This is a genomic window from Alistipes sp. UBA6068, assembly GCF_949428155.1.
Lineage (GTDB): Bacteria > Bacteroidota > Bacteroidia > Bacteroidales > Rikenellaceae > Alistipes > Alistipes muris.
In genome coordinates, this window is record NZ_CASQFS010000002.1 from 183,240 (window position 1) to 206,354 (window position 23,115).

14 protein-coding genes and 1 tRNA gene are annotated in these 23,115 nt (G+C 58.9%); 11 read left to right on the forward strand and 4 right to left on the reverse strand.

Annotated features, from left to right (window positions below; translation table 11 throughout):
- The first annotated feature begins 19 nt into the window (after positions 1-19).
- The 3 genes from QVG21_RS02215 to QVG21_RS02225 are packed head-to-tail and all read left to right on the forward strand — an operon-like array spanning position 20 to position 2,224.
- Entirely contained in the window at positions 20-619 is a 600-nt protein-coding gene (locus tag QVG21_RS02215; RefSeq protein ID WP_287921775.1) for a rhomboid family intramembrane serine protease, read from the forward strand.
- A gap of 1 nt (position 620) precedes the next feature.
- Positions 621-1,760 carry an endonuclease/exonuclease/phosphatase family protein gene (locus QVG21_RS02220; RefSeq protein WP_287921778.1) on the forward strand — a complete coding sequence of 380 codons (1,140 nt, stop codon included), beginning with the start codon at positions 621-623 and terminating at the stop codon, positions 1,758-1,760.
- A 14-nt stretch (positions 1,761-1,774) separates the two neighbouring features.
- A complete protein-coding gene (locus tag QVG21_RS02225) occupies positions 1,775-2,224 on the forward strand; it encodes a NanQ anomerase/TabA/YiaL family protein (protein ID WP_251215127.1) in 450 nt (149 codons plus the stop codon).
- Between the two features lie 67 nt (positions 2,225-2,291).
- Here the strand turns inward: QVG21_RS02225 and QVG21_RS02230 are convergent, their stop codons facing one another.
- The 3 genes from QVG21_RS02230 to QVG21_RS02240 all read right to left on the reverse strand — a co-directional run bounded on the left by QVG21_RS02230 (position 2,292) and on the right by QVG21_RS02240 (position 8,583).
- Positions 2,292-3,479, reverse strand: a complete 1,188-nt coding sequence (locus tag QVG21_RS02230) for an FprA family A-type flavoprotein (RefSeq protein WP_287921781.1) — start codon at positions 3,477-3,479, stop codon at positions 2,292-2,294.
- 215 nt (positions 3,480-3,694) lie between these two features.
- Positions 3,695-5,323 carry a RagB/SusD family nutrient uptake outer membrane protein gene (locus QVG21_RS02235; RefSeq protein ID WP_287921784.1) on the reverse strand — a complete coding sequence of 543 codons (1,629 nt, stop codon included), beginning with the start codon at positions 5,321-5,323 and terminating at the stop codon, positions 3,695-3,697.
- Between the two features lie 26 nt (positions 5,324-5,349).
- Entirely contained in the window at positions 5,350-8,583 is a 3,234-nt protein-coding gene (locus tag QVG21_RS02240; protein ID WP_287921786.1) for a SusC/RagA family TonB-linked outer membrane protein, read from the reverse strand.
- Between the two features lie 311 nt (positions 8,584-8,894).
- Here QVG21_RS02240 and QVG21_RS02245 point away from each other — a divergent pair, with 311 nt between their 5' ends.
- The 7 genes from QVG21_RS02245 to QVG21_RS02275 all read left to right on the forward strand — a co-directional run bounded on the left by QVG21_RS02245 (position 8,895) and on the right by QVG21_RS02275 (position 20,581).
- Complete coding sequence (locus QVG21_RS02245) at positions 8,895-10,130, forward strand: site-specific integrase (RefSeq protein WP_287921789.1); 1,236 nt, start codon at positions 8,895-8,897, stop codon at positions 10,128-10,130.
- Positions 10,131-10,425: 295 nt separating this feature from the next.
- Positions 10,426-13,698, forward strand: a complete 3,273-nt coding sequence (locus QVG21_RS02250) for a SusC/RagA family TonB-linked outer membrane protein (protein ID WP_287921792.1) — start codon at positions 10,426-10,428, stop codon at positions 13,696-13,698.
- Between the two features lie 26 nt (positions 13,699-13,724).
- A complete protein-coding gene (locus tag QVG21_RS02255; protein WP_287921795.1) occupies positions 13,725-15,389 on the forward strand; it encodes a RagB/SusD family nutrient uptake outer membrane protein in 1,665 nt (554 codons plus the stop codon).
- 8 nt (positions 15,390-15,397) lie between these two features.
- A complete protein-coding gene (locus tag QVG21_RS02260) occupies positions 15,398-17,752 on the forward strand; it encodes a hypothetical protein (protein WP_287921797.1) in 2,355 nt (784 codons plus the stop codon).
- A gap of 113 nt (positions 17,753-17,865) precedes the next feature.
- Positions 17,866-19,827 carry a S8 family peptidase gene (locus QVG21_RS02265; RefSeq protein WP_287921798.1) on the forward strand — a complete coding sequence of 654 codons (1,962 nt, stop codon included), beginning with the start codon at positions 17,866-17,868 and terminating at the stop codon, positions 19,825-19,827.
- A 14-nt stretch (positions 19,828-19,841) separates the two neighbouring features.
- Positions 19,842-20,321, forward strand: a complete 480-nt coding sequence (locus QVG21_RS02270; protein ID WP_287921800.1) for a lipocalin family protein — start codon at positions 19,842-19,844, stop codon at positions 20,319-20,321.
- 187 nt (positions 20,322-20,508) lie between these two features.
- A tRNA-Phe gene (locus QVG21_RS02275) sits at positions 20,509-20,581 on the forward strand.
- Between the two features lie 156 nt (positions 20,582-20,737).
- On the opposite strand, the gene QVG21_RS02280 is transcribed toward QVG21_RS02275, so the two are convergent.
- Positions 20,738-21,568, reverse strand: a complete 831-nt coding sequence (locus tag QVG21_RS02280) for a 4Fe-4S binding protein (protein ID WP_287921802.1) — start codon at positions 21,566-21,568, stop codon at positions 20,738-20,740.
- A 252-nt stretch (positions 21,569-21,820) separates the two neighbouring features.
- On the opposite strand from QVG21_RS02280, the gene QVG21_RS02285 reads away from it, so the two are divergent.
- On the forward strand, positions 21,821-23,107 hold the full coding sequence (locus QVG21_RS02285) for an L-cysteine desulfidase family protein (protein ID WP_287921805.1): 1,287 nt from the start codon (positions 21,821-21,823) through the stop codon (positions 23,105-23,107).
- Positions 23,108-23,115 lie beyond the last annotated feature (8 nt).

Genomic DNA, 23,115 nt, shown 5'->3' on the forward strand with positions numbered 1-23,115 from the left:
CAAAAAGAGAACACCGAGCATGAACCGCTACTTTCAGACGCCCCCGGTCGTCAAGAATCTGATAATCATCAACCTGCTGGTCTTCATGGCGACGATGCTGCTGCCCGTGGGGCCGCAGATCGAGCGCTGGTGCGCGCTGTGGGTGGGGATGCCGCTTTTCCGCACCTACCAGTTCGTGACCTACATGTTCCTGCACGCCAATCTGGAACACCTGTTTTTCAACATGTTCGCCCTGTGGATGTTCGGCCGGACGCTCGAATACGAACTCGGCCCGAAACGCTTCCTGGTCTACTACATGATTTGCGGCGTGGGGGCGGCGCTGATTCAGGCCGGAATCGCGTGGGCGATGCACGAACCGATGACGCTTGTGGGCGCTTCGGGTGCTGTCATGGGGCTGCTGCTGGCATTCGGCGTGCTGCATCCCAATGCGGTCATCATGCTGATATTCCCGCCTATCCCGATGAAAGCCAAGTGGTTTGTCATCATTTACGGCGTCATCGAATTGTTCCTCGGCTGGCGTGGCGGGGGCAACGTGGCCCATTTCGCCCATGTGGGCGGCATGCTGTGGGGCCTGCTGCTACTCTACTGGTGGCGCCGGTGCGGCATAATCCGTTTCTGAGATGTCCGAAGAAAAATACGTCGAATACAAGGGCGGCTCGCTGCGCCGTGGACGGAGCCCGCTGATGTGGTTTCTCGACACGCTGCTGGCGCTGGCGACGCTGGGGCTTGCGGTGGTGCTGCCGATGGTCTATCTGGTCCCCTATGTGGCTCCGGCGCGCATGTGGCTTTTCCCGGTCATGGCGCTGGCGGTTCCGGCGCTCTATGTGCTGGCGGCGGTGCTGGCCTGCTATTGGATTGTGCGGTGGCGGCTTGTGCGCGCCGGACTGCTGTTGCTGCTGCTGGCCGTGGGGCTTTTCAAGGTGCCGCTTTTCTGGAAACCCCAGTTCGGACGCGTGTATGGCGAACAGAAATACGGCCGCAGTGCTGTCAAGATACTGAGCTACAACGTCCGCTCTTTCTACGATGTGGAGGGCGGGAGCAGCGTGGACCAGGTGGCGGCGCTGATAGACAGCCTTGCCCCCGACATAATCTGCTTGCAGGAATTCAACCCCCGGCTGGCCGAGCTGAGCGACCGGTTCGCGGCGGTGAGCGAAAAATACCACGCGGCCCGTTTCGGGCTGCCGGCCGACAAGCGGTCGCCCCAGATGATTCTGAGCAAGTACCGCATCGTGCGGTCGGGAGTGCTGCTCTTGCCGGAATCGTCGGTATGGGCCGACCTGGCGGTGGGCGACGACACGGTGCGCGTGTTCAACAACCACCTGCGGTCGACCTCGATCAAGGCGGCGGACAACGACTACATAACGGGCCACGAATTCATCGGCGACACGGCGCGCGAGACGAAGTTCCGGAGCATAGCCGGACGGCTTCGCTACAACGGAGTGCTGCGGGCGGCGCAGGTCGACTCGATAGCGGGGGCGATGCGCGGCATGCCGCAGCGGCGTAAAATCGTCTGCGGCGACTTCAACGACACGCCGATGTCCTACGTCTACCGGAAGATGGCGCGCGGGATGAACGACGCCTTTGCCGAGTGCGGCGAGGGCTACTCCTACACCTACCGCGGATTTTTCGACATGCTGCGCATCGACTATGTGCTGGCGTCGCCCGACCTGCAAATGCTCTCCTACGAGGTGCCGCACCTCGGCTGCTCGGACCACTACCCGGTGGCCGTGCGGTTCAAGATACTGGCAGACAAGAACTAAACCCGAATACAACCATGATTTTCGATTCACTGAAAAACTACGCACGCTACGAAAACGTGCACCCGCGCATGAAGCGCGCTTTTGAATTCCTTGCCGCCACCGACTGGACCGCCATGGAGCCGGGCATTCACGAAATCGAGGGCCGCGACATTTATGCCAACGTCATGGAGCGCGAGCTCAAGAAGAAAGGCGACGCGAAGTTGGAGGTGCACGACGCCTATATCGACATTCAGCTGCTCGTAACGGGCGAAGCGGAGACTTTCGGCTGGAGCGAGCGCAAGGACCTTCGCCAGCCGCAGGGAGCGTTCAACGCGGAGAAGGACATCCAGTTCTTCGAGGACGAGCCGCAGACCTACTACACGATGCGTCCGGGGCAGTTCTCGGTGCTGTTTCCCGAGGACGGCCATGCCCCGATGGTGGGCGAGGGCGTAGTGCGCAAGGTCATTGTCAAGGTACGCCGCTAAGAATCTTCAGCGACAAGAAAAATCCCCGGAACCGAAAGGCTCCGGGGATTCTTTGTTGCGGGCGGGCTTACTGCCCGATGCGGCCGGCGATTTGCCGGGCGAGGGCCTGGCAGGCGGCGTCGGCATCGTCGGAGAAACCCTGCTTCATCTCGACGGCATCGCCAAGGGGCTCCCACTTCATGCGCTGGGCGAACTCGGCCATGCTGCGCACGGCGCATCCGGCCCAGCAGAACGACCCGAAGAAAGCGAAGTTGCGCTGCGGGATGCACCGGGCGGCGACCGCTTCGAGCAATCGGGCCACGGGCGGGAAGAGGGCGCCATTGTAGGTGGGACTGCCGACGACGAGCGTGTTGTAACGGAAGATGTCGCGCAGGACGAACGACAGGTCGCAGTAGGTGAGGTTGTGGACGGCGATGTGCCGCACGCCTGCTTCGGCCAGGTGGCGGGCCAGCCGCTCGGCCATCTGCTCGGTGTTGCCGTACATCGACCCGTAGGCGATGACCGCGCCCGGCTCGCCCTCGTAACGGCTCATGCGGTCGTAGAGGTCGAGCACCTGCGGAATCTGCTCCTGCCAGACGGGTCCGTGGGTGGAACAGATGACGGCGGGGTCGAGTCCGCGGACTTTCTGCAGCGCTTTCTGCACGGGAGAACCGTACTTGCCGACGATGGAGGCGTAGTAACGGCGCATTTCGTCCCAATAGAGCGCGGGGTCGAGCTGCGAATCGGTGATGCCGCCGTCGAGCGCGCCGAACGTGCCGAATGCGTCGCCCGAAAAGAGGGTGCGCCGCTCGGGACACCAGGTGACCATCGTTTCGGGCCAATGGACCATCGGCGCCATGAAGAACGCGAGCGACAGCCCGCCCAGGTCGAGCGTGTCGCCCTCCTTGACTTCGAGCGCAGGACCTGCAATGCCGTAGAAGCCCTCGACCATTTGCAGGGCCTTGGCGTTGCCGACGAGCCGGATGTCGGGATAACGCCGCCGCAGGGCGTCGATCGACGACGAGTGGTCGGGCTCCATGTGGTTGATGACCAAGTAGTCGATTTTGCGGTCGCCGATTTCGCGGCGGATGTTCTCGAACAAGCGGCCGCCGAAGCGTTCTTCGACGGTGTCGACCAGGGCGATGCGCTCGCCGACGACCAGATAGGCGTTGTACGAAACGCCTGCGGGCAGGGGCCACAGGGCCTCGAAACGGGTGGTGGTGCGGTCGTTGACACCCACGTAGCGGATGCCGGGCCGTATTTCTGCGATGGACATGATGAGGTTGTTTTGCGGTTGCGGTTGTAAAGGTACGAAAAGTCGGGTGCAGAAGCAAACGACGGTTTGATTATGCCGAGACGGAGTATCTTCGGCGAAACCAAAGGTACGAAATAATTCGTTGTCCGCATGTTTTGTGCCGCAACCCGCGAAAAAAATCGGCACCCCTCGCGAAAAGGGGTGCCGGAAACAAAGCGATGGAGCTAACGGCCTTGCTACTTGATGACGTCGTTGTAGTCGACCTCGCGCAGCGGAATGTCCCAGGTCCACTGGTTGGCGTCGCCGGGCTGAATGGTGACGGCAATCGAAGACTGGAACGTACCCCCTTTCTCGAACGACTTGCGCTCGATGGGCAGGTTCCAACGCTTGTAGTCGAACCAGCTGAAGCCCTCGCCCCACAACTCCAGACGGCGGTAGTTGCGGATTTCGGTGAGCAGAGCCTCTCCGGTGGCCGTGCAGCTGTACGACGGGTCGCGCTGGCTGTCGCGGTTGAGGGCGTTCATGGCGGCTTGCGCAGCCGGAATGTCGTTGTTGTGGTAGGCAGCCTCGGCCTCGGTCAGATACATCTCCGACGAACGGAAGTGATTGATGTTGGAGACGCCCGGCTGAGCCGTGACGGCGAACTTCAGGTGTCCATAGATGTAGTAGTAAGCCGCATCGTAGGCAGGTTTGTAGGCAGCGACCGAATTGGCATATTCGCTCATGGCCTTACGCAGGGCTTTGCCCGATTCGGATGCGTCCGGTCCATAGGCGGATTCGTCGGTTACGATTCCGTAGAAACCCTCGACCGGTCCGGTTTCGGAATTGTCGGTGAAATTGAATTCGGGGAAGAGTTCTTGATGGAGGAAGAGGTTCTTGCGGATGTCGGTGGCGGGGAAGAGGTCGATCAACTCGCGGTTGGCGATGATTCCGTAGCCTTTTCCGGCGTTATAACCGTTGTAACCCATTGTCACACCGTGAGCATAATACCATATGTTTTCGTTAGCGCTGCCATAGGTGCCCCATATCCACTCGTCGTTAGGTTCGCAGAAGCCCGAACGGTATTCGGCTACGCTCATCAACGGGTGGGCGGCGTAGGCCTTGGGAGCCATGGCCTGCGCCGTGGGCCAGTCCTCGCGGTTCAGGGCGGCCCGGGCGTAGACGGCATAGGCTACCGACAAATCGGGCTCCCAGAAGTTCGAGCGCGAACGGCCCGAGGAGGTGTAGAGTTCGATGGCCTCGTCGAGGTCCTCATAGATCCGCTCGTAGCACTTGGCCAGCGAGGAGAGCTCCAGGCCGCCCGTCGATTCGTCGAGCCGCAGCACGACGCCGTCGGAAGCTCCGTTGTCGGAATCGCACCAGCGATGTGCGTAGAGCTGCACGAGCATGGTGTAGGCATAGGCCCGGAATGTCAGCGCCTGCGCCTTGATGAACTCGCGGTCGGCCTCCTCGCCTGCGGCCTCATGGATATGGGTGATGACCGAATTGGCGTTGCTGACGAGGATATAGTAGTAATACCACGGGTAGTGCAGATACATGGAAGTCGTACGCTGCATGTACGTCTGATTCATGATGGGCGACCAGCCGGGAGCATACTGCGGGAAACAGAAGTCGTTGCCGGGATACTCGCCGTAGATGAGCTTGATGGTCCCTTCGCCGTTGAATCCCTGTTGGTAGTATTGGTGCTGCGTGGTCATCATCTCGCAGATGCCGTTGATGGCCTGTGCGGCGTTTTCAGTGGTGGCGAATGCCGTCGTGGGCGACGTGCTGTCGGTGGGAACGGTGTCCAGATAATCCTTGGAACACGAACCCAGCGCGAGCGAACCTGCCAGCAGCACCGCCATATATTTGAAAGTCGTTTTCATAATTTACCTCTCTTGAATGAACGATATTAGAGTTTGATGCTGAGACCCAGCGAGAAGATACGCGCCGTGACGTAGGTGTTGTCCATGGCGCCGGTGAAGCTGTACTGCGGATTCATGCCCTTGAGCGAGGTGAACGTAGCGGCGTTCTCGATGCCGACGTTGACCGACAGCCCCTCGATGCCCATCTTCCGGGTAACGGTCTTGGGGAAGTTGTACGACAGGCTGATGTTCTTGATGACGAAGTACGATGCGTCCTGCAACCAACGGTCCGAAGCGGCATTGTTGTCGGTGCTGAGGTTCATGTCGGCGACGGGGATGCCGTTGGGGTCGATCCGGTCGGGCGAATCGGCCGTCATGCCTTGGGGTACGCCCGACCATGACTTCAGCATGTCTTTGTGCAGGGCCGATGCGCTGTTGGCCGACATGGACATCAGCGAAGCGTAGGTCGAATCGTAGACCTTGCCGCCGAGCGAGTAGGTGAAGAGGACCGAGAGGGTCAGGTTCTTCCAGCTCAGCGAAGTCGAGATACTGCCGTAGACGTCGGGAATGGCCGAGCCGCTCCAGTCGCGCACGCCGTAGGTGGTGTCGGTGGTGTAGTAGCTGTCGCCGATTTGCACGTACTTGTCGGCCGGTATGGGTTTGCGCCCGTCGGCCTCGCCGTCGACGTAATAGCTGCCGAAGTCGATGCGGTAGAGCGAGTTGCCCGTCATCTGGTCGACGCCGACGAATTTGTAGGTCTTGAAATCGTAGATGCCGTGGCCCTCGGAGTAGGTGCGCAGGGCCCCCAGCGAGATGTCCTTGCCGTCGGGCAGCTTCTTGATTTTGTTCTTGAGGAAGGTGGCGTTCAGACCGATGTTCCAGTGCCAGTCGCGGCGGTTGATGACGTCGACGTCGGTGGCGATTTCAAAACCGTAGTTGCTGACCGAACCGATGTTCTTGGTGATGGAAGCCATACCCGTGGCCGAGGTCCCGTCAGCATGGTTGTAGATGTCCGTGGCACCGGCCGACAGGGGCAGGTAAACGTTGAACAGCAGATCGCGCGAACGCTTGTCGAAGTAGTCGAGCGTGAGGTTCCAGCGGTTGAACAGCCGGGCGTCGATGCCGACGTCGAACGATGCGGAGGTCTCCCACTTGATGTCCTTGGCCAGGTTCTGCGACTTGAAGAGCGTGCCCATACCGCCGTTCATGTTTTGCGCGTAGAGAGCCATGTAGGCGTAGTAACCGACGCCTGCGTCGTTGCCGACTTCGCCGTAGGAAGCACGGAGCTTGAGGTTGTCGACCCACGAGGCGTTCTGCATGAACTTCTCGCCCGAAATTATCCAGCTGGCGCCCACCGACCAGAAGTTGCCCCAGCGGTGGTCGGGATGGAAGCGCGAAGAGCCGTCGCGGCGGAACGAACCCTCGACGAAGTAACGGTTGTCGTAGTTGTAACGGGCGCGGGCCAGGTAGGATTCGGTTTTGTAGGCGGTGGAAGCACCCTCGCCGTAGACCAGCTCGGAGAAGTTGGAGAGCTCGTGGTTGTCGCCCGAGAGTTTCTGCCCGCTTTTGAGGATGTAGTCGGTTTCAAATTCGTAGGAGAAATTCTCGTGGGCGAGCAGGGCGTCGACATGATGCAGGCCGAAATCGTGGTTCCATGTCAGCTGCTGCTGGAACGTGTAGTTCAGATAGCGGCTGTGATATTTGGTGGCGCGTCCGTTGTTGGAAGCGCCGTCGCCGATATTGGGGTTGTTGAACACGCGTTCGTTGTTGTTGCGCAGGTTCATGTCGCCGCGGACGGTGAACTGGAAGTCCTTGAGGAAAGTGACCGTGCCGTAAATCTGCCCGTTGAGGGTCATGCGGCGGATCAGGTCCTCGTCATTGCGCAGTTCGTAGGCGATGTTGCGGTTTCCCAGATAGGACGAGCTGGTGTCGTACTGCTTGCTGCCGTTTTCGTCGAGCAGGAACGAACCGTCGGCGTTGTGGAGGTAGACCGGATAGACCGGAGCCATCATGCGCGCCGCGTAGAACGGGTTGGCGAAGTATTCGCCCTCGGCGTTGTCTAAATAATGCTGCTTGGACGACGAACCGGAGAGGTCGAGCCCGGTCTTGAACCACTTGACCGGCTTGAAGTTGGCGGCCAGGCGTCCGGTGAAACGCGAGAAGTCCGAGGAGACGATGTAACCCTTTTCGGAGAGGTAGGAGAACGACGAATAGACGTCCCACTTCTCCCCTGCGGCGTCGGCCGAGAGGTTGTACTCCTGGCGGTAGCCGAGCCGTTCGACCTCGTCGTTCCAGTCGAGGTCGGTATAGCCTCCGAGCTGCTTGGCGACGAGCTTGCCGTTGGCGTCGAACAGCGCGTTGTCGGCCGCATCGTAGATGTTGCGCTTGACGACGGCAGCGATCAGGTTGGACGAAGCGTACTGACGGGCCGCGTCTTCGGCAAGCCCCATCTTGCTGGTCATCGCGTAGTTCTTGAATCCGGTCCACATGGTTTCCATCCACGGGTCGGCCTTCAGACGTTCGTACTCGGCGATACCGCGGTTGTAGATGCCGTGGGTGGTGCTGGCGGTGACGCTGACCTTTTCGCTGCGGCCTTTCTTGGTCGTGATGACCACCACGCCGTTGGCGGCACGGTTGCCGTAGAGGGCGGCCGATGCGGCGTCCTTGAGCACCGAAATGGATTCGATGTCGGCCGAATTGAGGTCGGAAATGTTGCCGTTGTAGACCATGCCGTTCACGACGTAAAGCGGCTTGTTGGTACCGTTGACCGACCCGAAACCGCGGATACGGATTTCGGGGTCGTGGCCCGGCTCGCCGTAGGTGTTGTTGACCTGGATGCCGGGGGCGGCACCTTCGATGACGCCCGTGACGCTGGTCGTGGTGCGCTTCTCGATGTCGGCGGCCTTGACGGCGGCTACCGAACCCGTCAGCGATGCCTTGGAAGCCGTACCGTAAGCCACGACGATCACGTCGTCGATGGACTGCGAATCCTCCTTGAGCTCGATGTCGAGCCAGGTTTTGCCGCCGACCGGAACGCTCTGGGTTTCGTAACCGAGAAACGAAACGGTCAGCGTAGCGTCGGCGGGAGCCGTCAAGGTGAACTTACCGTTGGAGCCGGTGGTGGTGCCTGCCGACGTACCGTCGACCACGACGGTCGCTCCGACGATCGGCTGACCCTCGGGGTTGGCAACCGTACCGGATATTTGCCGGTTCTGAGCCCCGACGAACAACGCTCCGGCTCCCAGAATCGCAATTAACGATAGTACAAGTTTTCTTACCATAAACGTTAATTTTAATTGGTTTTTAAAATAAAAAACGCAGAGGGCCGATTGACGGATGCAATCATTTGCTGCTCAGATATTTGTATGCAAGCCGAAGCCCGGCGGCCCGAAAAAAGGACAGTCCCTTGAAATTCAGCGACAAAAGGCGAAGTCTGCGCCGGAATCCGGCGCGCACAAGTCGCCAAAAAGTAACCTTGCCGACCGCTCGAACCGTCCGGAAATAAGCTGTTTAGTCCGGTTCATGCACCGAAAGGCGGTCGCTTAATCGTTACCTTTAGCGGCAAATCGAACTTAAACCAAGCAGAAAACGGATGAGAAGCACGTTCAGAATACTTTTCTACCTCAAGAGGAATGCGCCGCTCAAGAACGGCCGGGTGCCGATTATGGCGCGTGTCACGCTGAACGGCCAGCGCGTACAGCTGTCGACGCATCTGAGTGTGAACCCGGAAACCTGGTGCGCCGCGACGGGGCAGGTGGCGGGCCGCGGGCGGTGCGCCGACGAAATCAACCGCCAGCTTGCCGACATCCGTTTCCGGATCGAACAATGCTACCGGACCTTGTTTCTGAACGGTTCGGCGGTCACTCCGGCGATGGTCAAGGAAGCCTATCTGGGCGTTACGCACCGCGATTGCCTGCTCGAATTTTTCCGTCGCCACAACGAGGAGTTCCGCCGCATGGTGGGTGTCAGCCGCAGTGCGGCTACCTATAATAAATATAGGTGTGTCTGCCATCACTTGGAGCGCTACGTGCGGCAGACCTATCGGCGGGACGATTTGGCTTTCTCCGAACTCGACAAAGGATTCGTGACGGGATTCCATGCCTATATCGTCCAGCAGTGCAGCCGCAAAAAGAACACGGCCTGGATTTACATGATTGCGCTCAAGCACGTGCTGATGGTGGCCCGAAGCAAAGGCTGTCTGACGCACGACCCGTTCGCCGGGTATAAGCTGCACAGCGAATTCGTCAGCCGCAACTATCTGAACGAAGCGGAGATAAACAGAATGATGCGGCTGGAATTGCCCTCCGGAGCGTTGCGGCTGGTGCGCGACGCTTTTGTGTTCAGCTGCTTCACGGGGCTTTCCTATGTCGACGTCTGCAACCTGACCCGGCGGCAGATTCAGCAGAACGGCGGCCAGACATGGGTCGACTTGACCCGCCGCAAAACGGGTACGGAAGTCAGCGTGCGTCTTTTCGCTTTGCCGCAGGCTATTTTGTGCCGCTATCTGCCCGCAGACTGCGACGAACCGATATTCGGGTTGCCCGGCAACGGCTGGTGCAACAAGCGGCTGGAGCAGCTTGCGGCCGCGGCGGGCATTTCCAAACGGGTCACTTTCCCCACGGCCCGCCACACCTTTGCGACGACGATGACCCTCTCGCAGGGGGTGGCCATCGAAACTATCAGCAAACTGCTGGGACACAAGAATATCCGCACCACGCAGATTTATGCCGTCATTACGCACTCGACGCTCGACGGCGAAATGAACCGCCTTTCCCGGCGCATCGACGCGCTCTATCCGCAGGCGGCTGTCGCGGAGCTTTGCGAATAAATCGGCGGCCGGAAAGGGGGTTCTTCTTTCATCTTGTTACTGGGAGCCCTTATTTGCTATCAATTCGTTCATTTTGATTTATTTTTCAATAAAGGCCGAAAGTTGCGCGGGGAGCTTGGTTACGGATTGAAAGCTATTTCTTAAAATAACAAATGGAATGTAATCGAAAATTTACTTTTCGCAAAATAATCGCCATGTTGCTAAATTTTCTTATAAATATTCTTGCTTTTCGGCTTTCCGTTTCCTATCTTTGCCATGAGCTTTTTATTTTAAAAACCAATTAAAATTAACGTTTATGGTAAGAAAACTTGTACTATCGTTAATTGCGATTCTGGGAGCCGGAGCGTTGTTCGTCGGGGCTCAGAACCGGCAGGTGTCCGGTACGGTGTCGGGCCCCGACGGCGCGCCGGTAGTAGGTGCGACCGTCATGGTCGATGGTACACTTATCGGTACCACTTCGGGTGCGAACGGCTCGTTCTCGCTTTCGGCGCCTGCCGACGGGTCGCTGACCGTGTCGTTCATCGGATATGAATCCAAGACGGTTGCCATAGCAGGCAAAACGCATATCGACATTGCGCTGGCCGAAGATATGCAGGCCATCGACGACGTCATCGTGGTGGCGTTCGGTACGGCCCGCAAGGAGGCTTTTACCGGTTCAGCCAAGATGATTCAGTCGGACGACCTGATAAAGACCCAGTCCTCGAACGTGCAGGACGCACTCGTCGGCAAGGTTTCCGGCGTGCAGTTCGCTTCGGAATCGGGCCGTCCGGGTTCGGGTCAGAAAATCTACGTCCGCGGTTACGGCTCCATGTCGGCGCAGAACACCCCGCTGTGGGTGGTCGACGGCGTGCCCTACGAAGGCGACGTCAATAACATCAATGCGGCCGACATCGAGTCGATTTCGGTGCTCAAGGACGCCGCATCCAATGCGCTGTACGGTGCCCGCGGTGCCAACGGTGTGATTATGGTGACCACCAAGCGCGCCAAGGTAGGCGATGCAGTCGTGTCGTTCGACGGCAAATGGGGTCTCAACACCCGCGCTCTGCGTACCTACGACATTGCGGACAATGCAGGCGAATACTACGAAATGCACTACAAGGCGCTGTACAATTATTATACCCTCGACCAGGGTTACGACCCTGCGGCGGCCAACATCGCAGCCAACCAGCTGCTGACGTCGAACATCGCCGGAGGTCTGGGCTACAATGTGATGACGGTGCCCGAGGGTCAGAACCTCATCGGTACGAACGGTCGTCTGAACCCGCTCGCTACGGAGGGCCGTCTGGTCGACTATAACGGCCAGCAGTATTTGCTCAAGCCCGATAACTGGCTCGACGAAATCTACAAGACGTCGTTCCGCCAGGAGTACAACGTGAGCGTTTCCGGAGCTACGGACCGTTCCAACTTCTACGCATCGCTGGGTTACCTGGACAACACGGGTATCATCGACGGTTCGAGCAACGAACGTTATACGGCCCGTCTGCGCGCTGACTATCAGGCCAAAAAGTGGCTCAAGATCGGCGGTAACATGTCGTATACCCATTTCGTGTGGAACAATGGTAACAAGACCAATGACGACGGCGAAAGTCAGGGCGAAGGTAACGCCGACGGCGGCAACGCATTCGCTACTGCCGTTCGGATGGCGCCGATTTATCCCGTCTACATGCGTGACGGCAACGGCAACATCATGATCGACAAGTACGGCATGAAACTCTACGATACCGGCGACGGTCGCAACGGCGGTGCCCTGCGTTCCAACGGCGGTGTGAGCAACGACCTGCAGAACATCCAGCTGAACCGCTATATCAACGAGGGCAACGCCATGATGGCGGGCGGATTCCTCGATTTCAATCTTTACAAAGGTTTGAAACTGACGCTCAACGGCAACGTGGCGCTCGACGAGACGCGCGGCACGGAGGTGCAGAATCCGTTCTACGGTCAGTTCGCTTCGTCGGGCGGTGCGGTCTTCAAGTCCCATGCGCGCGACATCGCCTACAACTTGCAGCAGTTGCTCTCTTACAGCGAGACGTTCGCCGACAAGCACAACGTGGACCTGCTCGTCGGTCACGAAATGTACAACCGCAAGCAGTACAGCCTCTACGGCAGCAAAACCGTCATGTTCTCGCCCGACAACTTCGAGTTGAGCGGTGCTACGGTCGATTCGTCGCGTTCGGGTTCTTCGGTACTCGAATACAACAACGAGGGTTATTTCTTCCGTGCCCAGTACAACTACGACGAGAAGTATTTCGTTTCGGGTTCGTACCGCCGCGATGCTTCGTCGCGTTTCCATCCCGACCACCGTTGGGGTAACTTCTGGTCGGCAGGCGCCGCATGGCTCATCTCCAAGGAAGGGTTCATGGACGGTACGAAAGGCTGGCTCAACATGTTGAAGCTGAAAGTATCCTACGGTTCGCAGGGTAACGACAATCTCGGCACCAAAGCCGAAACCTATTTCCGTTATGCCGATTATTACAGCATCGAGAGCGACGGTAACGGCGGCGTGACGAGCGTGCTTCAGCAGAAAGGCAATCCTGACATTACGTGGGAGACCAACTCCAACCTCAACGTCGGTATCGAATTCGGTTTCTGGAACGACCGTCTGCGCGGTGGCATCGACTTCTTCAACCGCAAGACTTCGGACATGCTCTTCCAGCTCGCAACGCCGGTGGAGGCAGGCTACACTTCGATTTGGACCAATATCGGCGACATGGTCAACCGCGGTGTCGAAATCGAGTTGGGCGCCGACCTCATCCGCACGAAGAACCTCGTATGGGATTTCTCGGTCAACATGACACACTACAAGAACAAGTTGGTCAAGCTGCCCGATCAGTATAAGAACAACACCACCGCCGACGGCCGTCATGTGGGCCGTCAGACCAGCAGCCGCTTCTACACCGAGGGTGAATCCATCTTCTCGTTCTACCTGCCCACCTATGCCGGCGTGGAGGAAAAGACGGGTAAATCCATGTGGTATACCTATCGGACCAGCGAGAAGACGGGCGAATTGGAGCGTGTGACGACCACCGACTACTCGACCGCTTCGGCCGAGGGCCGCGAATTGCAGGGCGATGCACTGCCCGACCTCTATGGCGGTTTCAACACGTCGCTGCGTTTCTACGGTGTCGATCTGTCGATCGGCTTTACCTACCAGATCGGCGGTCAGGTGCTCGACCAAGGCTATCAGGCCTACATGGCTTCGCCCGGGGGTACCTCTACCGGATTCAACTACCACCGCGACCTGCTCAAATCGTGGTCCGAAGACAACAAGGGCTCGAACATTCCGCGTTTCGCCTATGGCGACCCCAATCAGAACGGCACATCGAGCCGTTTCCTGACCGACGCTTCGTTCCTGAACATTCAGAACATCACGCTCGGCTATACGCTGCCCCAGCGCATTACCCGCAAGTTCCTCGTCGAGAAGCTGCGCGTTTACCTGGCCTGCGACAACGTATGGTACTGGTCGCAGCGTCAGGGTCTCGATCCCCGTCAGAGCATCGGCGGCATATCGAATCCCTACTACTACGCCCCGATCCGCACTTTCTCGGGCGGTCTGTCGGTAACGTTCTAAATTTTTAACGACGAATCAGTATGAAAATGAATCAGATCATAAAATTCACGGCCGTTCTTCTCGGCTCCGCCGTGGTGTTCGCGGGGTGTATCGAGGAGACTTTCCCCGAGAGCGGATACGCTACGGGCGGGCAGATTGCCGAATCGCCGTTCGCGCAGGACGGGGTTCTTTCCGCCATGCCTACGATTCTCATTACCAATTATGTCGACATCGAAGAGCACTTCGATTTCGGTTATCCGGGTATGTTGGGCGCTATGGACCGTCTGGCCGGCGAGGTGTTTCCCGTGGCCGGCAACTTGCCGGGCGGCAACCAGTACTACGACCGTTGGCAGGCGTATCTTTATCCCTGCAATTCGGACGGATTGGATGCCAATGGTTATGTGGCTCCGTTCTTCTATAAGAATTATTACCAGTTCGTCTATGCGGCCAACGAGGCTATCACGCTGTTCAGCCAGAACGAGGATTCGGCTCAGAATCTGGGCGTAGCCAAGGCGTTCCGTGCGTTCTTCTACCTCGATATGGCCCGTCTCTACGACCCGCTGCCCGCCAAGGCTGCGATAGGGTCGTACGACGTCTCGGCCGTTGCCGGTCTGACGGTGCCCATCGCTCGCGAGGGTATGACCATGGAGGAGTTGGAGAACAACCCGCGTGCTACGCGTGAAGAGATGTTCACCTTCATCTTCGAGGACCTCGACGCCGCAGAGAAATTGATGGCCGATTATACTCCCGCGACCCGGAACCTGCCTTCGCTGGCTGTGGTTTACGGTCTCAAGGCCCGGGCTTATCTGTGGCTGGGCGGTTTCGACGAGCAGTACGCTGCGATTCCGACCGGCGAGGCCGCTTATCGCAAGGCTGCCGAGTATGCCCGCAAGGCTATCGTCGCTTCGGGCGCCCCGATTACTTCCGAGGCTCAGTGGCTCGACAAGACGACCGGATTCAACACCGTCATTTCTTCGTGGATGTGGGCCATGATTCAGTCGACCGACACGGTGCTCAATAACCTCTTGTCGTGGACGGCCCACATGTCGCCCGACGCCATCTGGGGTTACGGCAATGGTGCCCAGCCCGGTATTTCGGTCTTCAGTTACAATCGTATCGCCGCAACCGACTTCCGCAAGAAGATTTTTGTAGGCCCGGACCGCAATTATGCGGCTATCAGCCCCTACACGAACCTTACCGCGGCCGAGTTCGAGGGCGAAGATGCCATGGCGCCGATCGCTCCCTTCACTTCGTTCAAGTTCCACACCAACGGCGGTGAGAAGCGCAACTACTCGCTCGGCAACGTGACGAGTATTCCGTTGATGCGCGTCGAGGAGATGTACCTCATCGAGGCCGAGGCTACGGCCCATTACGATGCGGCTGCGGCCCGTCCGCTGCTCCAGTCGTTCATGGCTACGCGTGCCGCCGGCTATTCGATTCCCGCAGGCAACGACCTTGTCGAGGAAATCATCTTCCAGAAGCGCATCGAGTTCTGGGGCGAGGGTATCATTCTCCACGACCTGAAGCGTCTGAACATGAGCATGCAGAACGGTAAGAGCGGCACCAACGCTCCGTCGATGGCCCAAATCTCCACGGACGGCCGTGCTCCCTGGTGGAACTGCGTAATTCCGCTTTCGGCCGTTCAGCAGAACAAGGCCCTCAGCGGCAAAAACAATCCCAACGCAACCTATACGTACAAGTCTGTAAAATAAAACGGCATATGAAAAGTCTGAAGATATTCATTCTGGCGGCTGTTGCCATCGTGGCGGGGCTCTTCGCGGCCTGCAGCGACGATGACTTCAAGGCCGGGCCCGCGGTCTCCGGTACGCAGGTCTATTTCCCCGAGAGCATCGCGGCCGAGTACAGCATCGGCGACGATGTCAGCGAAATCGTCATTCCGGTGATGCGTGTGGTCGGCACCGAGGCGCAGACGGTCGCTGTCCTTGCCGATGACAAGTCGGGCTTGTTCTCCATCCCTGCGTCGGTCAGCTTCGCTGCCGGCGAGAAGAAAGCCGAACTGCTCATGACGTTCGACCGTACGCAGCTCGAAGACGGTACGGACTATCCTATCAGTTTCTTGCTGAACGACGAGGAGAACACCACGCCTTACGGCAATAGCCAGCTCGCTATCACGGTCACTCCGTGGCCGTGGGAGTTGCTCGGCACGGGTCTGTTCCGCGAGGATTATTTGGGTCCGTTGTTCGGTGCGGCTTCTCCTGAAATCGAGGTGCCGATTCACAAGCACAAGTCGCGCGAGGGGATTTATATGGTCGAAGACATGTTCGGTTGGAATTATCTGACAGAAGTTTTCGGGGCCACCCAGGCTCAGCTTTCCAAACAATGGAGTATTACTCCTACCAATATCGTCATCGATTGTTCCGATCCTAATGCTGTGAACCTCGAACGCCAGTGGACCGGTATCACCGAGAGTACCAACGGATACGGCGATTTCCTTATTTGGTCCGATGAACCGGGAACGTTGGTCGATGGCGTTGTTACATTCCCCAAAGACGGTATGTCTTGCGGCATGCTTGGAACTCAGAAATCGTATTATGCCAATTCAAACGGCAATTTCCGGATTCTGTTGCCCGGTGCCGAAATCGTGGATTATTCGCTTGCGGTCGAGTACGACAGCATGCGTGTGGATAACGATGGGGCTACCTCGGCGGTGCTGACGTTCAACTACGGCGCTGATGTCACGGGTATCGGTTATGTGGTCGTTCCCAGCAATATTTCCGCTGAGGAGCGCGCAACGCTCGCTGCCGCCATCGCTGACGGTTCGGCCAAGGACCTCAACAAAATCGAGAACCTCGACGGTTCGGGTTCCGTAACCGAGAAGTTCGTTCTTGCAGGCAGCGGCGCTCATACCGTTGTGGCTGTGGCCAATGACAAGAACGGTCAGCCCCTTACGGCCGATTTCGTAGCGATCAACTTCTTCTTCCCGGGTTCGGGTGGCGCCGCGGCGCCCGAGTGCGAGGTGCAGGCTCAGCTCGGTTTGCCCAGTGCGCTGGTGCCGGAAAATGCTGCTAAATATCCTGATCAGAACAACCTGGCTTATTTGGTCAAGGGTTCGGAGCTTCAGTCCGTGAAACTTTATCTGAATAAGACCGCGGTCATCGAGGGCGCTGGGATGGAGCCCGAGGCAATCGTGGACAGCTATGGTAACGACATGGGTGCCACTCAGCTCGCCGCAGCCAACGGCGCAGGCTTTGCGAATATTTTTATCGAACTCGATCCGGATACTTCCTACACGCTGATTGTCAAGGCTACCAACGTCTACGGCAAAAGCAAGGTCGTGACGGCCGAGTGTTCGACTGCACAGATCGATTATACGGGTGAACTCGTCATCGGCAATTATCTGATGCAGTATGAATTAACAGGACCGAGCGGAAGCACTACCCTTAAAAATGAATTTACCATAGTTCCTCAGGAAGCCGGAAACGATGTCGATTTCTTTGTCTCGAACTTGGGGACTAAAATCAGCGGCATATCTTGGTATGCAGCCTATGATTCCGCGGCTTCGACCTTGACGCTCAGCGGTATCTGGAAAGGTGATGAAAATCTTGGCAGTGTGCTGGGTGGATGGATAGGGATTTCCGAGACCGAGGCCGTGGCTTTCATCTCGAAAAACCCTTCCGATGACCAGTCTAAAGGAGGTGATCCGATTGTTTTCAAGGTCGATCCTGCGACCAAGCAGTTGGTGAAACTGAATACGAACCTTCAAGTTCAGGTAGGAACGATCGAGGGCCAGTCTGTGACAAATCCGCAGCTTGTAGCTATTTTCAACGCTGACGGTACGACTATCGCCTTTCAGACCGGCAATGCCGGCACATCGTCCGCTACTTTGAGGACGCATGGTATCGGCGCGGCGATTCCGTTCAGCAGCGTTGCCGGTATGAAGCTCGCAGGCGGCCGCAATCTCTTGAAGTCGAACGCTGTTCCGGCTGGTGACGGTTGGGCTTGTCCGGTCCGGACGCTCAGCGTGAAGCCCGAGCGCTGCGAGCCGTCGCCGAAGACTTTCGGCCGCGTCGCAACGTTCAAGCTCGTCGACAGCAACGCACGTTTGGCGAAGTAATTGTCGCCATGTTCTCCGCACAACCCGACACAGTATGCAAATTGCTGTGCCGGGTTTGTGCCCTTTAGGTACCGACGCGTCGTAACGGCGCATAACTTGATGATTATAGGACTATGACAAAAATGAGAACTTTCTGGAGCCTGTTGCTCGCCGCCGCGGTCCTCGCCGGGTCGTGCGCCAAGGACGAACTCGGGCAAGCAGGGGAGACCGCGCCCGATGACGGGCTCTCCGCCAAACTCGTTTTCTCGGCCGATAATGCCCGGCAGGGCGAGCTGCTGGTCTGCTTCAGCAGCGATGCTGCGGATCGGATCGAATCGGCGGTCGGCGCTATGACGCGTGCGTGCGGCATCGCCACCCGTTCGGGTATCGGCGATTTCGATGCCGTGCTCGACGGCATCGGGGTGAAGACGCTCCGGCGCCTTTTTCCGGTCGATTCGCGCCATGAGGAGCGTACGCGGGCCGCAGGGCTGCACCGCTGGTATTTCGTCGGTTTCGACGCTGATGCCGACCTGGACTTCGTGGCCCGGCAGATGGCCGCAGTCGCCGAGGTCAGCAAGGTGGAGTTCAACCAGCAGCTCAGGCATGTGGCCTGCGGCGAGGTCGTGCCGCTGACCGAATCCCCTGTGGTGGCTCCGACCCGGGCTGCCGTCCAGTTCGATGACCCTTACTTGGAGCGTCAGTGGCATTATATCAATACGGGCAACACGACTTTGTACGACGGAATTAAGGTGGGTGCCGATGTCAACTGCGCCGAGGCTTGGCGTCTCTGCACGGGCGATCCCCGTGTGGTGGTTGCCGTGCTGGACAATTGCGTGCAGTGGGACCATCCCGACCTGGCCGCCAACATGTGGATCAATTCCGACGAGACGCTCAACGGTGCCGACAGCGACGGGAACGGTTATGCCGATGATATTCACGGTTATAACTTCGTGGACGACAAGGAGCTGACCATCAGCACCATCAAGGACGCCGACCACGGTACCCATGTGGCCGGTACGGTTGCTGCCGTCAACAATAACGGCCGGGGTGTCTGCGGCGTTGCCGGAGGTTCGGGCAACAACGACGGCGTGAAAATCATGTCGTGCCAGATTTTCTGCGACGACCGGGGTGGTTCCGCCGAGCAGACGGCCCGGGCGTTCAAGTATGCGGCCGACAACGGGGCGACCATCGCCCAGTGCAGTTTCGGTTACGAAGCGGGCGGCATCACTTCGGACGACGCGTATGTCCGCAATGCCAGCGTCGAGAAACAGGCCATCGACTACTTCATCGCCACGCAGAACTGCCCGGCTGTGGGCGGCGGCGTGGTCATCTTCGCGGCCGGCAACGACGAGAAAGGGATGGCGAGCTATCCGGGCGCCTACCGCGATTATGTCTCCGTTACGTCCATATCGTGCGACTATACGCCTGCTTACTATACCAATTACGGCCCCGGCTGCAACATCGCGGCTCCCGGCGGCGATGCCTACCAGTCCTATCCGCAGGCTACGTCGCAGGTGCTTTCGACCATCAACGGCGGCAAGTACGGGTATATGCAGGGCACTTCGATGGCCTGCCCCCACGTTTCGGGCGTGGCTGCGCTGGGTCTTTCCTATGCGTTGCAGTTGGGCAAAACGTTCACTCAGAGCGAATTCGTGGCGCTCCTGCTCACGTCGGTCAACAACATCAATCAATATTGTACGGGCGTCGATGCCAAGTATGCCAAGCAGATGGGCAGCGGTTATATCGACGCTTTCCAGCTTTTGATGAACGTGCGCGGCATCACCTGCATCCAGGTGCCCGTGGGTTCGCAGGCTACGGTCCGTCCGCTGGAGTACCTGGGCGACGGCAATGCCTCTCTGACGATTGCGAGCGTCGAAATTTCCGACGAGGACCGGGCCCGGCTCGGCATCGGGGCGGCGCCGACGATTTTCTCCAATCAGGTGCTCTTCAAGTGTACGAAACCCGGTTCGGCCATCATCCGTATCCGCCTGCAAGCCGGAACGAACAGCGGCAGCGGCATGAACGGAATGACGATTACCCGCGAATTCGCGCTCATCGCCCGCGAGAGCCGGTCGGCGAACGGAGGTTGGTTATAAAACAGCATGCAGCTATGAAAAATATCAAATGGTTATTGATTGCTTTGGCCGCGGCGTGCCTGACGACCGCCTGCGGCGGCTCGTCTGACGACCCGGGACAGCCCGGCAACGGAAACGGGAATGTCGTGGGTGAATGGCACATGTTGTCGTGGAGCAGTGCGCCCGCGGCGGCCGATGTCTATCTGTCGTTCGACGAGACAGGGGCGTTCGACCTCTACCAGCGTTATACCAGACCGACCTACGAGCATTTCAGCGGGACCTATTCCTATGCGGGCGGTAAGCTCAGCGGCTTATACAGCGACAATGCCGCATGGGGCAACAGTTACAAGGTGACTTTCAATGGCGACGGTTCGCAGATGACGCTCATCGGAGTGGCCGGTACCGCCGACGTCGCGGTGTTCGCTCGGGCTCCGATTCCCGAAGAGATTCGTTCCGGCGAGTTGGAGGCTGCCGCTTTGCAGGCCCGGTCGGAGCAGACGCTGCGGTTCCTTTAGGCAGGTTCGTCTTTCGGATATCCTTTCGGTCGGCACCCTTTTTCGCGAGGGGTGCCGATTTTTTTCGGGGGGAGGGCCGGGAGGGTCGTGCGAAAAAAGTGCATAAAATTTGCGCGGCGATTTGCAAATTCAAAATTTATTCCTACCTTTGTGCCACGATAATACGGTTATCCGTTCTTATCCGGATGGTGCCATAGCTCAGTTGGTAGAGCAAAGGACTGAAAATCCTTGTGTCCCTGGTTCGATTCCCGGTGGTACCACAGCCGAAAGCCGCTTACGAAAGTAGGCGGCTTTTTCGTTTACTCGTCGGCGAGCGCCATGTGGAGGATGGGGTAGGGCTTGCCGGAGGTGTCAAGCAGTCAGCACATCGAGTTCCACGGCTGTGGGACGGGCAAGGCGTTCTATCGAAGTTGTTTTCATAGCAGAGTGACGGGCGGCTTGCGCCGGGAGAAATTGCGGGCCAGGGCCTCGGCGAAGGACGTTTCGTAGCTCCGAGCTCCGGTCGGGCAGCCTTTGACGCAGGCGCAGCAGCGGATGCAGCGCTGCGGGTCGGTGTGCAGTTCGTCGCCGCGTGCGATGGCTTGCGTCGGGCAGAGTGCTGCGCAGCGGCCGCACCGGGTGCAACGTGCGGCGTCGCCGACGGGGATGCGTACAACCGGATTTTTGCGCTGCCGGCGCCGATAGGCCAGCACGAAGCGGATAAATCGCAGCAGGGAGAGCAGGGACGTTCGGGGTGTTTTCAGCCGGGCAGCGTCGACGGTTGCAGGCTGTTCTGCGCGCAGTTTGGCCCGGATGTTTGCGCCGAATGCGGTTGCGACGGCCATGTCGTCGGCATCGGGGCGTCCGGCGGCAATCGGAGCGGCGGGGCTGCTGTACGAGTGTTCGCCCACGAATGCCGCCGCGGCAATGGGGCGGAATCCGTGGTGGCGGGCGAATTCCGCCAGTTCGACGGCGGCCTTTCCGAAATCGCGGTTGCCGTAGACGACTGCGATTATTGCAGGGGTGTCGTTGCCACGGATTTCGGCCAGCCGCTCGAAAGCCAAGGGCGGAATATGGCCGCCGTAGACGGGTGCCGCAAGGAGGGCGACCGTGTCGGGCCCGAACGTCAGAGCCGGTGCCTTGGTGTGGGTCAGGTCGGTCGCGACGACGGGAGAGCCGTCTGCGGCCGCTTGCGCAATGGCATCGGCTACGCGGCGGGTGGTGCCTGTCGGCGAAAAAAAGAGCGTGCGGAGTTCGGAGGGTTGCATGGTCGTCGGTTTTTCGCCGTAAAGATACGGTTTCTGCGGATTATTTCGTATCTTTAACTTCGCTGAAGATACTCCCGCTCGGCAAAATGCGAATGAATTTGCTTTTGCCCTCGCTTATTCGTATCTTTGGCTTCGCCGAAGATACTCACGCCTCGGGAATGCTCAAATAAATTTGGCATTCCGCTCGGCTTATTCGTATCTTTGACTTTGCCGAAGATTCGTTTTTTTCGGCAAAAAGCAAACACAGCTGCCATGATTCCGCAACCCGAACGCCAACAAATCATCGACCTGATCCGCCGCGAAGTCGTTCCGGCCATCGGCTGCACCGAGCCCATCGCCGTGGCTCTTTGCACCGCCCGGGCCGCCGAGCTGCTCGGTGCGCTGCCCGAAAAAATCGCGGTGCGGCTGAGCGCCAACATCCTCAAGAACGCCATGGGCGTGGGGATTCCCGGTACGGGGATGATCGGCCTGCCGATTGCCGTGGCGCTGGGCGCTTCGGTCGGACGTTCGCAGTACGGGTTGGAGGTGCTGCGCGACGTGACGCCCGAAGCCGTGGAGCAGGGGCGTGCCTATATCGACGAAAAGCGCATTTCAATCGGTCTCAAGGAGGGCATCGCCGAGAAACTCTATATCGAAATCGAGGCCGAAGCTGCCGGGCACCGGGCCGTGGCTGTCATTGCCGGAGGGCATACCCGGTTCGTCTATCTGGAGCGCGACGGGGTGGCGGAGCTCGACGAGCGTAGGTCCGGAGCGGCGGAGCAGGAGACGGACGGGGTGCCGCTGTCGTTGCAGCGGGTGTGGGATTTCGCCATGACGGCACCGCTCGACGAAATTCGTTTCATCCTCGAAACGCGGCGGCTCAACAAGGCGGCGGCCGAACGGTCGTTCAGCGGCGAATTCGGCCATTGCGTCGGCCGGACCCTGCGGCGCGAGCGCGAACTGAAAGTCATCGGCGACAGCATTTTCTCGCGGATTCTTTCCTACACCTCCGCTGCGTGCGACGCGCGGATGGCCGGGGCGATGATTCCCGTCATGAGCAATTCGGGCAGCGGCAACCAGGGCATCGCGGCAACGCTTCCGGTGGTGGTTTACGCCGAGGAGACGGGGGCCGACGAGGAGCGGACGATTCGTGCGCTGACCCTCAGTCATCTGACGGTCATCTACATCAAGCAGAGTTTGGGCCGCCTGTCGGCATTGTGCGGCTGCGTGGTCGCGGCTACCGGGTCGAGCTGCGGCATCGTCTATCTGATGGGCGGCGGTTATGCGCAGGCTGCGGCCGCCGTGAAGAACATGATTGCCAATCTGACGGGCATGATTTGCGACGGAGCCAAACCCAGCTGCGCCATGAAGCTCACGAGCGGCGTTTCGACGGCGGTTCTGTCGGCCCTGATGGCGATGGACGGCCATTGCGTGACGCCCGTGGAGGGTATCATCGACGAGGACGTCGACCGCTGCATCCGCAATCTGACCGACATCGGGCGCGACGGCATGAACGAAACCGACCGTCTCGTGCTGAATATCATGACCAACAAGTGCTGAGCGATACG

Coding starts and splice junctions, on each gene's coding strand:
- QVG21_RS02285 (WP_287921805.1), top strand. CDS start 21,821: ATGATTCCGCAACCCGAACGCCAACAAATCATCGACCTGATCCGCCGC.
- QVG21_RS02260 (WP_287921797.1), top strand. CDS start 15,398: ATGAAAAGTCTGAAGATATTCATTCTGGCGGCTGTTGCCATCGTGGCG.
- QVG21_RS02240 (WP_287921786.1), bottom strand. CDS start 8,583: ATGGTAAGAAAACTTGTACTATCGTTAATTGCGATTCTGGGAGCCGGA.
- QVG21_RS02245 (WP_287921789.1), top strand. CDS start 8,895: ATGAGAAGCACGTTCAGAATACTTTTCTACCTCAAGAGGAATGCGCCG.
- QVG21_RS02215 (WP_287921775.1), top strand. CDS start 20: ATGAACCGCTACTTTCAGACGCCCCCGGTCGTCAAGAATCTGATAATC.
- QVG21_RS02255 (WP_287921795.1), top strand. CDS start 13,725: ATGAATCAGATCATAAAATTCACGGCCGTTCTTCTCGGCTCCGCCGTG.
- QVG21_RS02220 (WP_287921778.1), top strand. CDS start 621: ATGTCCGAAGAAAAATACGTCGAATACAAGGGCGGCTCGCTGCGCCGT.
- QVG21_RS02225 (WP_251215127.1), top strand. CDS start 1,775: ATGATTTTCGATTCACTGAAAAACTACGCACGCTACGAAAACGTGCAC.
- QVG21_RS02265 (WP_287921798.1), top strand. CDS start 17,866: ATGACAAAAATGAGAACTTTCTGGAGCCTGTTGCTCGCCGCCGCGGTC.
- QVG21_RS02235 (WP_287921784.1), bottom strand. CDS start 5,323: ATGAAAACGACTTTCAAATATATGGCGGTGCTGCTGGCAGGTTCGCTC.
- QVG21_RS02270 (WP_287921800.1), top strand. CDS start 19,842: ATGAAAAATATCAAATGGTTATTGATTGCTTTGGCCGCGGCGTGCCTG.
- QVG21_RS02280 (WP_287921802.1), bottom strand. CDS start 21,568: ATGCAACCCTCCGAACTCCGCACGCTCTTTTTTTCGCCGACAGGCACC.
- QVG21_RS02230 (WP_287921781.1), bottom strand. CDS start 3,479: ATGTCCATCGCAGAAATACGGCCCGGCATCCGCTACGTGGGTGTCAAC.
- QVG21_RS02250 (WP_287921792.1), top strand. CDS start 10,426: ATGGTAAGAAAACTTGTACTATCGTTAATTGCGATTCTGGGAGCCGGA.